Here is a 13,172-nt window from a genome sequence, read left to right as displayed (position 1 = left end):
GCGGAATGGATGATCCATTGAGTTCGCAGGATGTCTTGGCGTCCGAAGTCCTGGAGTTCATCGAGACGTGGGGACTGAAGCCCGACGGCGCGCTCACGACGACCCACTCCAGCTGGGTTCTTCCGGTCCGCCGAAACGGTGCGCCCGCGGTGCTCAAGGTCGCGCGAATACCCGACGAGCGGCGCGGATACGAATTGATGCGCTGGTGGAATGGAGACGGCGCCGCGAAAGTGCTCGCGTTTGACGACAAGGCTTTGCTGTTGGAGCGGGCGTTTGGCGTGCGAGACCTGGCCGATATGGCGCGCTCGGGGCACGATGGCGAAGCCTGTCGGATCCTCTGCCAGACTGCAGCGCGCTTGCACACCGCGCGGCGCGAGCCCACTCCCGATCTCAATCCGCTCGACGTGTGGTTTCAGCCGCTTTTCGATATCGCCGGTCAACATGCCGATCTTGCAAAGGCGGCCGTCACCGCCCGCAGACTGCTGTCGGAACCGCGATGCGTCACGGCGCTCCACGGCGACCTCCACCACGAGAACGTCCTCGATTTCGGCGAGCGGGGTTGGCTGGCAATCGATCCGCATGGCCTGCTCGGCGAGAGGGCCTTCGACTTTGCCAACATCTTCACGAACCCGGATTTGAGCGATCCAAGCCGGCCGGTCGGCGTTCTGCCGGGCCGTTTGCAATCCCGTCTCGAGATCGTGGCGGAGACGGCGCAAGTCGAGCCGGTTCGCATGCTCGAGTGGATTGTCGCTTGGACCGGCCTGTCCGCCGCGTGGTTCATCGGCGACGGCGACGACAAGAGCGCCGAGATCGACCTCGCGATCAACGGCATCGCGAGCGCGCTTCTCGGGCTGTGAGGCGCGAGGCGTTGCTGCCGAGCCGAGCACAACCGGCTGAACCATTCCCGCCGTCGCACGTTGCGCTATGAGGCGAGTGCCTTGGGATTCACGAGGCGTGAATGGCGAGCTTTTCCATCATCGATCGCGCGAGGAACGGCAAAACCTGCCGCTGTCGCGCCTGTCATTGCAACCGCGTCGCAATCCTCGTCGCGGTGCGCTGCTTGGAGGGTTGAATGATGGCGGTTGTCTTCTCCTCGCGCAATCTGTTCAGGGTTTGGGGCGTCTGCGCGGTCGCCGCACTGGCAGGTTGGTCGGTGGCCGCCGGCGAAACGCGCAACCGGCAATCATTGAAGCCCGTCTCCGCCTTCGATCACCTGAAAGATTCGTCCGCGCGATCCATTGCGTTGTTTGAGGAAGCGGGTCGCGTGATCCAGCACCCGCGCTGCACGAATTGCCATCCGCCCGGCAACCGCCCGGCACAAGGCGACGACCACCGCCCCCATCAGCCGTTAGTGACGCGCGGAGAGGACGGTATGGGCGCCATCGGGATGCGTTGCAACACGTGCCATGGTCAGGCGAACTTTGATCCGGCTGGCGTGCGTTTCGGAGTGCCGGGGCACCCTCAATGGCATATTGCGCCGGTCGAGATGGCATGGCTTGGCAAGACGCTCGGCGAGATTTGCCAGCAGATCAAGGATCCGCAACGCAACGGCGGGAAGTCCATGCAGGAGCTGATCCACCACATGGCCGAGGATACGCTGGTCGGCTGGGGTTGGGCTCCGGGGAAAGGGCGCGAGCCCGCACCGGGAACTCAGAAGGAGTTCGGCGCGCTGATCCAGGCATGGGCCGACGCGGGAGCGGCTTGTCCGAACTCCTGAGCCAAAGCAACGGCATCTTCTACGGCAACGTGTTCTGCAACACAGGAGGACACCATGAGCCTGAAGCAGCTATTAGCTAAATTAATTGCAACGATGTTTATTTTTGGCGGTGGATTGGCAATTGCAGGCGAGAGCATCGACGAAGCGGGCGCCATCGCTTGCGTCAACGACAATTTGAAAGAGTCGGAGCCTGACAAGGGACACAAGTTGGTCGATCTTACCCAACGATGCGTCCTCATCCCCGATGACTCCACCGCACCGAAGTTAACTCAGGATTGCGTTGGAAAATACGAGTACATGCCTGACGGGAGTTGGAAGGGGGCCGGGACCTGCGCCAACAACTATAAGGACGGAGACAAGGCATCCATGACTTGGGAGGAGGGCTCACATCTCAAAGAATATACGTACAAGTACACCGGCGGCACGGGCAAATACGAAGGGGCCAGTGGCGGCGGCACGTACATGTACGAGGGGCTGACGGACACCCTGTTCGGCGGCAAATACAAAGGCCAGTTGGTTCTGCCCTAACGTCGCGCTGACGCTTTTTCACACATTGCGATCGCAATCATAGAATTGGCCAGCGGTTGCCTCGCGCGTGATCTTATCAGCCGGAGAGCGGTCGCGAACACGACGGCTCTGCGCAACGAAGTGCGGGTTCCACGCGCAAGGTAGAAGGATCAGCAGCCGTTTCCGGCCATGCCTGATTGTGTCGAAGAGGTTCTTTGAACTCACGCCCGGTTCGGCGGGCAATCGGGCAACGGCGTTCAATGTTTTCGCTTCGAACGCGAGCATTACTTCGAGTTTTAGGCCAGGCCGCCGGATGCGTGACAAATGCGGCACGCTTTCAGGTTCCTTGCGGGATAAACGAGCCTGCAGCAGGCCGACTCTGTTGTCGAAGGCCACGCGCTGACCTAGTTTCCAGGCAGGAATTAGGTCATTTTACTGAGGGGCAAATGCGTATTTTCAAGCTCGGCTTAGCCGCCACGGCAGCGATCTGTGCACTTTCGGCGTCGGCTCAAGCCGATTGCGTCAAAGTCGGGTCGGTCGGCGAAGCTGTGACCCGCGGTATCGCCGAGACCTTCGCGACGAACGGTCTTGCGAACATCATTTATGGGCAGGGCCGCGAGGGCAAAGGCCCTGTCCACACGAAGTGCGAAGACGGGTCGGGTACAACGACGTGTCGCTCTTGGCAGATGGCATGCAAGGTGTCGACACCCAAAACCTGCCTGGGCGCTTGGTTGTGCTTACCCGGCTGACGTCGTCGCTCGGAGCAAATAAAAAATAGCGCGGCATCGCAAGAGGCGCGATCCCTGTTGTTCGGGATGCGTCGTCTCTTGCCCGCGGTTAAAGATGCGGTCGCTTAAGCCGCGTCGAAGCGGTGTGTTTGCTTGTCCGCTTCTGGCCCGAAGCAGACATGCGGAAACCGCCGTTGAGCCGTCGCGAACGCGACGGCTCTGCGCAACGGACGTCCGTCAGGCCTTGCAAAGGCGGCCTCTTAAACCTCGCCAGCCATGTATGTCGGCAGCCAGGCCTCGTTGATCGCGGCCAGCTCCTTGAGCGTCAGCGGCTCCTCGCCCTTGAGCGTGATCGCATCGCCACCCGTGCGCCCGACGATACGTGCCGGCAGCGCCAACAGACGCGCCCGCTCGACGACCTCTTCGGCGCGCTCGGGATCGACGGCCAGCACGTAGCGGCCCTGGTCCTCGCCGAACCAGATCGCGTGCACCGGCAGTTTGCCCTCGTAGGCAAATAGCTCGACGCCGAGCCCGCTGCCCTTTTCGCCGGAGGCCAGCGCCATCTCGGCAACCGCGACCAGAAGCCCGCCGTCCGAGATGTCGTGCACCGCCGACACCTTGCCCTCGCGGATCAGCGCGCGCACGAGCCGGCCGGCTTTGATCTCTTCGTTGAGATCGACCGGCGGCGGAGCGCCTTCGAGTTTCTCGCAGATGATCTGCTGATAGAGCGACTGGCCGAGCCAGCCCTGCTCGCGGCCGAGCACGATTAGAAGTTCGCCCTCGCGCTTCAAGCGGATGTCGGCCATGTGCGCGACATCGGGAATAAGCCCCACGGCGCCGATCGCGGGCGTGGGCGGAATGCCGACGCCATTGGTCTCGTTGTAGAGCGAGACGTTGCCGGACACGACGGGGTAGTCGAGGGCGAGGCAGGCTTCCGCCATGCCTTTCACCGAGCCCACGAACTGTCCCATGATCTCGGGGCGTTCAGGGTTGCCGAAGTTCATGTTGTCGGTGATCGCGATCGGATCGGCGCCGACGGCAGTGAGGTTGCGCCACGTCTCGACCACGGCCTGCTTGGTGCCCATCTCCGGGTCCGCGGCCACATAGCGAGGCGTGACATCGCAGGTGACCGCGAGGCCCTTCTGCGTGCCGTGAATGCGCACGACGCCCGCATCGCCACCGGGGCGCCCGATGGTGTCGCCCATCACCATGTGATCGTACTGCTCGTAGATCCAGCGGCGCGAGCAAAGTGCCGGCGCGCCGAACATCGTCTTCAAGGCGTCGAGATTGCCGTTCGGTGCCTTCACCCATTGCGGCAGCACCGGCTGCGGCGGAACCGTCGGAACCCACGGACGCTCGTAAACCGGCGCCGAGTTGGCGAGCACCGGCACCGGCAGGTCCGCTTCGATGACGCCCTTGTGCTTCACCACCATGCGGCCGGTGTCGGTGGTGACGCCGATGACTGCGAAGTCGAGACCCCACTTGTGGAACACCGCCTCGGCCTCGGCCTCGCGGCCGGGCTTCAGGATCATGAGCATGCGCTCCTGGCTTTCCGAGAGCATCATCTCGTAGGCCGTCATGTTCGCTTCGCGCTGGGGCACGTGATCGAGGTCGAGTTCGATGCCGACGCCGCCCTTGTCGGCCATCTCCGAAGTCGAGGAGGTGAGGCCCGCCGCGCCCATGTCCTGGATCGCGATGATCGCATCCGAAGCCATGAGCTCGAGGCACGCTTCGATCAGGAGCTTCTCGGTGAAGGGATCGCCGACCTGTACGGTGGGGCGCTTCTCCTCGCTCTTGTCGTCGAACTCGGCCGACGCCATCGTTGCGCCGTGGATGCCGTCACGTCCGGTCTTGGAGCCGACGTAGACCACCGGCAGCCCGACACCCTTGGCGGCCGAGTAGAAGATCTTGTCGGTCTTGGCGAGGCCGACGCACATGGCGTTGACCAGGATGTTGCCGTTGTAGCCGGCATCGAAGTTCACTTCGCCGCCGACGGTCGGCACGCCGACGCAATTGCCGTAGCCGCCAATGCCTGACACGACGCCGGATACGAGATGGCGGGTCTTGGGATGGCTGGGATCGCCGAAGCGGAGGGCATTGAGGTTCGCAACCGGCCGCGCGCCCATCGTGAACACGTCGCGCATGATGCCGCCGACGCCGGTCGCTGCGCCCTGGTAGGGCTCGATGTAGGAGGGGTGGTTGTGACTCTCCATCTTGAAGATGGCCGCGTCGCCGTCGCCGAGGTCAACGACGCCCGCGTTCTCGCCCGGGCCTTGGATCACTTTTGCGCCGGTGGTCGGCAGCGTGCGAAGCCAAACGCGCGACGACTTATAGGAGCAGTGCTCGCTCCACATCACCGAGAAGATGCCGAGCTCCGTGATCTGCGGTTCGCGTCCGAGGATCTCAAGAAGCCGCTCGTATTCATCGGGTTTCAACCCGTGCTGAGCGACGATCTCGGGCGTGATTTTGGCGGTCGGCGTGTCGGTCACGGTGTCCTGCATCAAAAGTGGCTTTCGGGAGCTCGAGAGCAAGCAAAGCTTTAAGGGCGTTAAAGCGCAGCTTTATAGCGAGTGCTTCGGCCCTTGTCGCTCCTGCGAGAGGCCTTCTCCCGCATCCAGGACGCCGCATCGGCCCGCCCCAGACTGAACCTTGGCCAATTTGCGTTTGGACAACCTTGGTGCGACATCGGAACGATTGCGACATTGCCGCGCTGCACAAAGTTGGCCACTGCTATGCAGCAATCTGTATTTTGCTTGCTGAGTCATAGTGTTAGAAAATGCCCAAGCCGGATTGCAGGACATCGTTTTGTCCCGCCGCGGCGATCTTAGAGCAACCTGAAAAGAAAGGGATCCACCATGTCGAAGGCGATCAAGCGTCTCGCAGCAGTGGGAGTGATGGGTGTTCTGGCAGCAGGAGTGGTCTTCGCCGGCTCTCCCGCAAAGGTCGACCTGGGCAGTTCGCATGAGATCATGGTCCCGGGTCGTGGATTGAGCCTGGACATCGGCGGCAAGCACGCCGTCGGCTACTTCGAGACCAAGGACCAGTCCTGCCACCTGACCGTCGTCGTGGCCGATGTCACGGGCGGTGAGAGCGGTCTCGACAGCCCTGGCACGCGGTTCGTGGTTCCGGTCGTTCCCGGCAAGGGTGTCCAGGTGGACGCCAGCGCCGGCCAGTCGGCCGAGTTCTTCTGCGGACCGGGCGCCACCCGCATGAACGCACGCGTCTTCGATCGTGCGCCCTACAAGTCGTAAGGGCAACCGATCGCGTTCTGACTAAGATGGAGGCAGATCCCAGATCTGCCTCCTTTTTTATTGTTATATTTCAATGGGCGGCACGCCGCCGCAGCCGCAAATGCATTGCTGGCGAGCAAGTGCCGCAGTTCTTTTGTGCATCTGACTCGGCTATATTGCATCGCAAGATAGACACGATACAGAGAGAACTCCGATGAAAGCCGTGTTGCTCGCGCTCCTTCAGTCCATGTCGCCCGATACGGGCCGTGGCAAGCGGCGCTGAGTTCGGCCCTCCCGGTGAGATGCCGGGTACCGAAACTCATCCTGCCGAAGGCGGGAGATAAAAAGGGGACGAACCGCAAGGTTCGTCCCCTTTTGCTTGTCGTGCACCAGTCTCATTCGCCGATGCAGGCATGGTAGCGCGACCACCAGTAACGGCTACCTGTGACAGCCGCCTTGCGGTGTAACCAGCCGCAGCCGCCGCCGTAGTAATAGTCGCCGCCGTAGAGTACCGGGTATGCGCCGAAGCCCCACCATCCGCGATGGTGCCAATGCCCATGTCCATGACCCGGCCCCGGGCCGGGACTGTGCATGTGAGCGACAACGGGGCCGCCAGGCCCGTGGCCTCCGTGCATAGGCGCCGCGTTGGCGAAAGTTGCGGCGCCGGCCGTGGCGATCGAAGCCGCGAAGGCGAGAGCGAGAATCTGCTTTCTGGATGTCATGACTTTACCCTTCTGACTGAACACGCGGTTCCGCTTGCGGGTTTCAGCCCGCAGTGGGTCGCAACATCTTCTCCGTGTGAACTAACCAGATAGATCGGGTCGCAAGGGCAGGCGATCAATCGGCAGACGCAAGCTTGTCTAAAAAGTAAAGGAAGGCGGGCGCGTTCTGGTTCGGCATGATCGTGCGCGCGGACGCACCCGATCCGCAGCTGGATCGCCGCCGTGGTGCGCAGTTTTTGGAGAAGGAGCCGGCTTCTTGGCGGCTAGCTCATCGCTGCGACGGCGCTCAGCAGCGCGCTTTCGAAAATGCGCCGTCCGTCGGTGCCGCCGAGCATTTTCTCATAGAGCCGTTCCGGATGCGGCATCATCCCGAGAATACGACCCTTGGAATCGGTAATGCCCGCGATGTTGCGCTGGGCGCCGTTCGGGCTCGTCTCCGCCGACACATTGCCCTCGCCATCCGAATAGCGGAACACGACCTGGCCTTCGCCTTCGAGGCGATCCAGCGTCTCGGCGTCGGCGAAGTAGTTGCCCTCGGCGTGCGCGATGGGCACGCGAATGACCTCGCCCTTGCGGTAGCAGCTCGTGAAGAAGGTTTTGTCGGTCTCGACCTTGAGATGAACATCGCGGCAGATGAACCGCAGCGAGGCGTTGCGCATCAGCACGCCGGGCAGCAGCCCCGACTCGCAAAGGATCTGGAAGCCGTTGCAGATGCCGAGCACCGGCGTTCCGGCCTTCGCCTTCGCGATGACGTCGCGCATGATCGGCGAATGCGCGGCCATCGCGCCGCAACGCAGATAGTCGCCGTAGGAGAACCCGCCCGGCAGTACGATGAGATCGGACGCCGGCACGCTGGCGTCGCCGTGCCAGACCATTTTCACCGGAAAGCCCGTGATGGCCTCGAGCGCCGTCTTGACGTCGCGGTCGCAGTTCGAGCCCGGGAAAACGATGACGGATGCGCGGAGCATGGACGTGGCTCTCCTAGTTTTTATGCGTCGGTCAGTTCGCGGGCGCGAGAGGCGATTGGCCCCGCTTCCTCTGCTCGACGTCGTAGCGTGACGCGTTGGTGAGTTCGGTGTCGCCGGATTTCATATCTGCCATGAGGATGGCGAACTGGCCCTGGTCACCGTAGCCGCACCCTTTGCTGTCGGCAGTCCACACCTCCGTCACCTGCTTGCGCCGGGTTCTGAGGGTAACGGCCGGATGCGCCGGATGGCCGGGAGAGGTGAACGCGATCTCGACGCGCCAGACCTCCGGCACCGACAGCGTGGCGATATCGTAACCGCCCACTTGTGTCCACTGAACGCCCGCTAGGCTTTCGGCCGACGTCCGCAATCCACCGAACCCGAGCGTGCAATCAATCGTCGGCGCGGCCGGATCTCCGGCGGCTGCGGCGATGGGAGCGGCGAGCGCGGCGGCGGTGAGGACAACGGCCGGCAAGCGCACCATGTCAGGGTGCCAGCTCGTAGCTGTAGTTCTCGATCACGGTATTGGCGAGCAGGTCGCGGCACATGCGGTCGACTTCGGCGCGGGCCTTTTCCTCGCTCATTCCGGCAACGTCGACTTCGATGTACTTGCCTTGGCGCACGTCGTTGACGCCTTCGAAGCCGAGCGCGCCGAGCGCGTTCTGGATGGCCTTGCCTTGCGGATCGAGCACGCCGGCTTTGAGCGTGATTTTAATGCGGGCTTTCATTGTGTCCTCGGCAAACGGCAATAGGCATTCGGCAATAGCATCGGAAACCAGCCGATTGCCCAGTGCCGAATGCCGCATGCCGGTCTTTAGTTCGGTTTACCCGTCGGGTTCGACGCAACCAGCACCGGCCCGACGCCCTTCGGCGGACGGTTCTCGGTCAGCACGCCAAGACGGCGCGCGACTTCCTGATAGGCCTCGAGCACGCCGCCGAGATCGCGGCGGAAGCGATCCTTGTCGAGCTTGTCGCCCGAAGAGATATCCCACAGGCGGCAGCAATCGGGGCTGATCTCGTCCGCGAGCACGATGCGCATCTGCTCGTTGTCCCACAGGCGCCCGAACTCGACCTTGAAGTCGACGAGGCGGATGCCGATGCCGAGGAACAGGCCGACGAGGAAATCATTGACGCGCAGCGCGAGCTGCATGATCTCGTCGATCTCCTGCGGGGTCGCCCAGCCGAACGCCGTGATGTGCTCTTCCGAGACCATCGGATCGTTCAGGTTGTCGGCCTTGTAGTAGAACTCGATGATCGAGCGCGGCAGCTGCATGCCTTCTTCGAGGCCGAGCCGCGTTGCGAGCGAGCCGGCCGCAACGTTACGCACGACGACTTCGAGCGGAATGATTTCGACTTCGCGGATCAGCTGCTCGCGCATGTTGAGGCGCTTGAGGAAGTGCGTCGGCACGCCGATCTCGCCGAGCCGCTGGAAGATGTATTCGGAGATGCGGTTGTTGAGCACGCCTTTGCCTTCGATCAGCGCGTGCTTCTTCGCGTTGAACGCAGTCGCGTCGTCTTTGAAATGCTGAATGAGAGTTCCGGGCTCCGGTCCTTCGTAAAGAACCTTTGCTTTTCCCTCGTAGATCCGACGCCGCTTGTTCATCGACCCTGGTCCCTTGACGATCACGCTCATGTTCAATCTTGTCTCTGAGGAAGCACGGCCTGCCCCACGCAGTGAGCCCTTGATCTTTCAGCGAGATTTTAGGACTTCTCGTCTTGGTGGGGGGCGGCCGAACGCACAAAAATCATGTTCTGGACACTAGCTGAAGCAGGGGGCAGAAACAATCTAAACGAGGGGGCCAAACCCCCTGTTGGCCATGCGGCGGACAAGCCGTTGATTTGTCTGCCACGTCGGGTTACGGCTCCCGGGTGAGAGCGTAATTGTGCGACCCATACAACACACTTTTCGCCCAGAACAAAGCCGGAACAGACCCGGTCGGAAACACCCCAGTTGGAGACGGTCATGACGACGTTCGATGAGCGTGAAAAGGCATACGAGAAGAAGTTTGCTCTCGACCAGGATCTGCGCTTCAAGGCCGAGAGCCGGCGCAACAAGATGCTGGCGGAGTGGGCTGCGGCCAAGCTCGGCATCACCGGACCTGCACTCGACGAGTACATCAAGGCGGTGCGCAAGGCTGACCTCGCCGAAAAGGGCGATGATGACGTGCTGCGCAAGGTGAAGCAGGACTTCGCCGACAAGGGCCTCACGGTTGATGACGCCGAGATCCGCAGCAAGCTTGGCGAGTTCCTCGCCAAGGCTGTTGCCGACGTTGAAGCCAGCAGCAAGTAAGGCCTGAGCGAAATTCAAGACGATGAGGGCGGCGCGTGGGTCTCCATGCGCCGCCCTCTTCATGTGTGCAGTGCAAACGTCTTGCCGACTGCTTCAGTCCGTGAGCGTAGACAGAAACGTGCCAAAGCGCAGCACGCCCTCGGGCCACGGGCCATGACCGGACTCGCTGTTGACGTGTCCGACGTCGCCCGCTTCGACCAGGGTCGAGCCCCAGGCGTTGGCGAACGCCTTGGCGCGATCCAGGCTGCAATACTGATCGTTCGAAGAAGCGATCAGCACCGACGGAAACGGCAGCGGGGCGAGTGGCAGCGGCGCAAATCCGCTGTTGATCCCGTCCAGCTGGAAGCCGTCTGTCTCCGGCCATCCGGGTGCCGCATCGACGTCTGCGGGCGCGACAAGGAACGCTCCCGAAAGGAATCCCTTCGGAATACGTGACGCCACATGCGCGACCGCTGCCACGCCGAGGCTGTGCGCGACCAGCACGACCGGGCGTGTGCTTTGCGTCGCCGCCTCGATGATGCGGCTCACCCACGCTTCGCGCTCGGGCTCTTCCCAGTTTTCCTGCTCGACGCGCCGCGCGGTCTTGAGCGTGCGCTCCCATCGCGACTGCCAATGATCCGGACCGGAGCCCGACCTGCCGGGGACGATCAGGATGTCGACATCAGACGTACGCATGGGGCCTCGCTCGACAAGCAATGCACGAAGTTGGGGGAAGGGAAATAAGGGTGAAGGCGCATGGTGCTTACGATCCATGCGGATTGTCAAATGGGGTCGCCGAGCCGGTTTTGAAGTCCTACGCGGCTGCTGACGAATGTCGCAGGCCAAGACCTTCGATGATCGCAAGCGCGAACAGCACGAGGACTACCACGTTTCGTCCGTCGAGGGCGAGCGGCGCGGGCAACCAGACCATGATCAACTCCGAGACGACGACGGCAAACGCGACGAGAAGTGCCGGCAGCCATCGCACGCCCTCGTCCGGCGTCGAACTTGCCTGCGCCAACGATCGGGCGCGCAGGAAATAGAAGACGAGCGTCAGTGCCGGCAGGATCGCAACCCGCCACGGCTGGCCGGGCTTCATAGCCTCGAGTGCGTTGAGGAATGCCTCGGACGAAAATTGCGGCAGCAGCGGCACGAGCAGCCACGGCGCGAGTGTGTAGGCAATCAGCACCGGCCACAGCAACTGACCCTTGCCGTCAGGCTGCGCTGAGATGCGGGCAGCCGCCACCACTGCGCTCGCCGCCGCGAGAAAAGCAGCGAGCGTCAGCGGGATGGTGAGCTGGCTCTCATCTCCCCAGGCGAGGATCTGCGACGGCAAGAGGCTTGGAAGGGCCATCAACAGGGGTGCTGCAAGCAGCAGCAGAAATCCGGACCCGAGCCCATGACGTGTGACGAGCGAGGTCAGCCAGACCACGAAGGCGCTCCCGGCGACGAGCGTCCCGATCACGCCGGCGCGGAACGCAAGTCCCGGCGTGGGCACCAGCGCGCCAATGCCTTCGAGCGCGACCGCGACCCCATTCGCTTGATACCCGGCGATAGCGAGCGTGAGCACGATCACCCAGCCATCGAGCGATCTCCCGTTGGATGCGGTCGCGCCTGCCCACCGGCGCAGCGGCGGACACGCCATCTGAGCGATCTCTACCAGGACCAGTGCCGACAGCATCGGCACGATACCGAGCGCCAGGATGGAAAGCCGGCCGATTTTGGAAGCGAGCCCGCTGGGCGATGCCGGCCCAATGAGCGCGCTGGCGTCAATCCCGGGCAGCACGATCCATGACCCGACGCAGTAAGCCAAAAGCGCGGCCAGTGTGATGGCGCCGCGCCGCGCGAGCGAGCCTTGGTCGAACGAGAGGTCGAACTTCTGAGGCATCTGGTTTGTCCGGCACATATCGGAGCGGCATGTCACCAAGACCTGCAACGCCTGGCCTCCGCGGGCCATAGTCCGAGAGGTAGCCTCGATTGGCAACGACGACGTGTTCCGCGCGGCACACGCGTTCAGGGCCTAGACTACGAACCCGGGTTCAGGGCTCGGAAGCCCGGGCCGGACCGGGAAGGATTTCGGCGGGAGCGGACGCGGATGCCTGCGGTGCAACGCGTGCCGGTCTCGACCGGCTGTCACCGAAGGTAAAAAGCCCGACGCCCAGCAACACGAGCGCGGAGCCGATCGCGTCGACGGGCGTGAACGGCTCGCCAAGGATTTGGATCGCAAGGCCGATCGTCACCACTGGCGACACGGTCGAGATCATCGAGACAGCCTGGGGCGAAACCCGCGCGAGCCCCGCGTTGATCAGGAATGTCGGCAGTACTGTCGCCACCATCGCGCAGCCGAACGACAGCCACAGGAAGCGCGGCGAGGCCGCAAAGCTGCCGCTGCCGAACACCACCTGATGCAGCACGCAGAAAACGCCTGCCGACGTCAGCGCGACGCTTGTGAACAGCGCGGTGCCGAGCGGCGCGATGAAGCGCTTGGCGAGGATCTGATACCAGGCGAACGAGATCGCCGCGCCGAGCACGAGGGCGGTTCCGATCGCCGTATTCCGCCCGCCGGTCGGCAAATCGACGGTAAAGACGATGGCGAGGCCGATGTAGGTAACGGCCGCCGCCGCAATGCCGAAGCGCGTGAGCGGCTCGCCGTAGAAGGCGGCCGCGATCAGCATCACAAACAGCGGATAGGTGAACAGCACCAGCCGCTCGAGCGAGGCGCTGATGTACTGGAGACCGGCGAAGTCGAAGGCGGAAGCGACGTAGTAGCCGAGAAAGCCCGTCACGACGGCCCAGGCGACGTTGCGCCGGTCAGGCGGCGGCAGTCCCTTGGCGCGACGCTGCGCGTAGGCCCAGATGCCGATGGCGACGAACACCGGCGTCGCGAACAGCATGCGATAGGCGAGCATCAGGCTCGCGTCGACCTGCTCCTCGAAGGCGAGCTTGATGAAGATCGCCTTGGTCGAGAAGAACGCGGCGCCGAGCGCGGCGCACCCGTAGCCAACGGCGCGGCTGACTGACGATCCCATCCGGT

At 63.1% G+C, this 13,172-nt stretch carries 15 protein-coding genes; 5 read left to right on the top strand and 10 right to left on the bottom strand.

The genetic code is table 11. The features are described from left to right. The first annotated feature begins 17 nt into the window (after positions 1-17). The 3 genes from RCO24_RS00290 (at position 18) to RCO24_RS00280 (ending at position 2,245) form a co-directional block, all read left to right on the top strand. A complete protein-coding gene (locus RCO24_RS00290) occupies positions 18-857 on the top strand; it encodes an APH(6)-I family aminoglycoside O-phosphotransferase (protein WP_308959351.1) in 840 nt (279 codons plus the stop codon). Between the two features lie 218 nt (positions 858-1,075). Further along, positions 1,076-1,717 carry an Isoquinoline 1-oxidoreductase subunit gene (locus tag RCO24_RS00285; RefSeq protein ID WP_308960853.1) on the top strand — a complete coding sequence of 214 codons (642 nt, stop codon included), beginning with the start codon at positions 1,076-1,078 and terminating at the stop codon, positions 1,715-1,717. 54 nt (positions 1,718-1,771) lie between these two features. Next, complete coding sequence (locus RCO24_RS00280) at positions 1,772-2,245, top strand: hypothetical protein (RefSeq protein ID WP_308959350.1); 474 nt, start codon at positions 1,772-1,774, stop codon at positions 2,243-2,245. Between the two features lie 18 nt (positions 2,246-2,263). On the opposite strand, the gene RCO24_RS00275 is transcribed toward RCO24_RS00280, so the two are convergent. Together RCO24_RS00275 and purL are read right to left on the bottom strand one after the other, a co-directional pair. Beyond that, positions 2,264-2,620, bottom strand: a complete 357-nt coding sequence (locus RCO24_RS00275) for a hypothetical protein (protein WP_308959349.1) — start codon at positions 2,618-2,620, stop codon at positions 2,264-2,266. Between the two features lie 592 nt (positions 2,621-3,212). Continuing rightward, positions 3,213-5,453 (bottom strand): phosphoribosylformylglycinamidine synthase subunit PurL, encoded by a 2,241-nt coding sequence (purL, locus tag RCO24_RS00270; RefSeq protein WP_308959348.1) that lies wholly within the window; start codon positions 5,451-5,453, stop codon positions 3,213-3,215. Between the two features lie 354 nt (positions 5,454-5,807). On the opposite strand from purL, the gene RCO24_RS00265 reads away from it, so the two are divergent. Further along, positions 5,808-6,203, top strand: a complete 396-nt coding sequence (locus RCO24_RS00265; protein ID WP_308959347.1) for a hypothetical protein — start codon at positions 5,808-5,810, stop codon at positions 6,201-6,203. 374 nt (positions 6,204-6,577) lie between these two features. Here RCO24_RS00265 and RCO24_RS00260 read toward each other — a convergent pair whose 3' ends face one another. The 5 genes from RCO24_RS00260 to purC form a co-directional block, all read right to left on the bottom strand. After that, positions 6,578-6,904 carry a sulfur globule protein precursor gene (locus RCO24_RS00260; protein WP_308959346.1) on the bottom strand — a complete coding sequence of 109 codons (327 nt, stop codon included), beginning with the start codon at positions 6,902-6,904 and terminating at the stop codon, positions 6,578-6,580. Between the two features lie 263 nt (positions 6,905-7,167). Continuing rightward, positions 7,168-7,872, bottom strand: coding sequence for a phosphoribosylformylglycinamidine synthase subunit PurQ (gene purQ / locus RCO24_RS00255; RefSeq protein WP_308959345.1), 705 nt, complete (start codon positions 7,870-7,872; stop codon positions 7,168-7,170). 31 nt (positions 7,873-7,903) lie between these two features. Beyond that, entirely contained in the window at positions 7,904-8,353 is a 450-nt protein-coding gene (locus tag RCO24_RS00250; protein ID WP_308959343.1) for a hypothetical protein, read from the bottom strand. A gap of 1 nt (position 8,354) precedes the next feature. Next, the gene (purS, locus tag RCO24_RS00245) at positions 8,355-8,597 is read right to left on the bottom strand and encodes a phosphoribosylformylglycinamidine synthase subunit PurS (protein ID WP_308959342.1); all 243 of its coding nucleotides are present in this window, start codon (positions 8,595-8,597) and stop codon (positions 8,355-8,357) included. Between the two features lie 86 nt (positions 8,598-8,683). Beyond that, positions 8,684-9,472 carry a phosphoribosylaminoimidazolesuccinocarboxamide synthase gene (gene purC, locus RCO24_RS00240; protein ID WP_308960852.1) on the bottom strand — a complete coding sequence of 263 codons (789 nt, stop codon included), beginning with the start codon at positions 9,470-9,472 and terminating at the stop codon, positions 8,684-8,686. Positions 9,473-9,832: 360 nt separating this feature from the next. Between purC and RCO24_RS00235 the strand changes: the two genes are divergently transcribed. Then, the gene (locus tag RCO24_RS00235) at positions 9,833-10,159 is read left to right on the top strand and encodes a DUF1476 domain-containing protein (RefSeq protein WP_308959341.1); all 327 of its coding nucleotides are present in this window, start codon (positions 9,833-9,835) and stop codon (positions 10,157-10,159) included. Positions 10,160-10,252: 93 nt separating this feature from the next. On the opposite strand, the gene RCO24_RS00230 is transcribed toward RCO24_RS00235, so the two are convergent. The 3 genes from RCO24_RS00230 to RCO24_RS00220 form a co-directional block, all read right to left on the bottom strand. After that, positions 10,253-10,834 (bottom strand): alpha/beta hydrolase, encoded by a 582-nt coding sequence (locus RCO24_RS00230; RefSeq protein ID WP_308959340.1) that lies wholly within the window; start codon positions 10,832-10,834, stop codon positions 10,253-10,255. A gap of 118 nt (positions 10,835-10,952) precedes the next feature. Continuing rightward, complete coding sequence (locus RCO24_RS00225; protein ID WP_308959339.1) at positions 10,953-12,026, bottom strand: hypothetical protein; 1,074 nt, start codon at positions 12,024-12,026, stop codon at positions 10,953-10,955. A gap of 151 nt (positions 12,027-12,177) precedes the next feature. Next, complete coding sequence (locus tag RCO24_RS00220; RefSeq protein WP_308959338.1) at positions 12,178-13,167, bottom strand: DMT family transporter; 990 nt, start codon at positions 13,165-13,167, stop codon at positions 12,178-12,180. Positions 13,168-13,172: the final 5 nt, after the last annotated feature.

Source organism: Hyphomicrobium sp. LHD-15 (assembly GCF_031157355.1).
Taxonomy (GTDB): Bacteria; Pseudomonadota; Alphaproteobacteria; order Rhizobiales; family Hyphomicrobiaceae; genus Hyphomicrobium_C.
The sequence above is the reverse complement of the archived record's forward strand: the minus strand, read 5'-3'. Positions and strand labels throughout refer to the sequence as shown.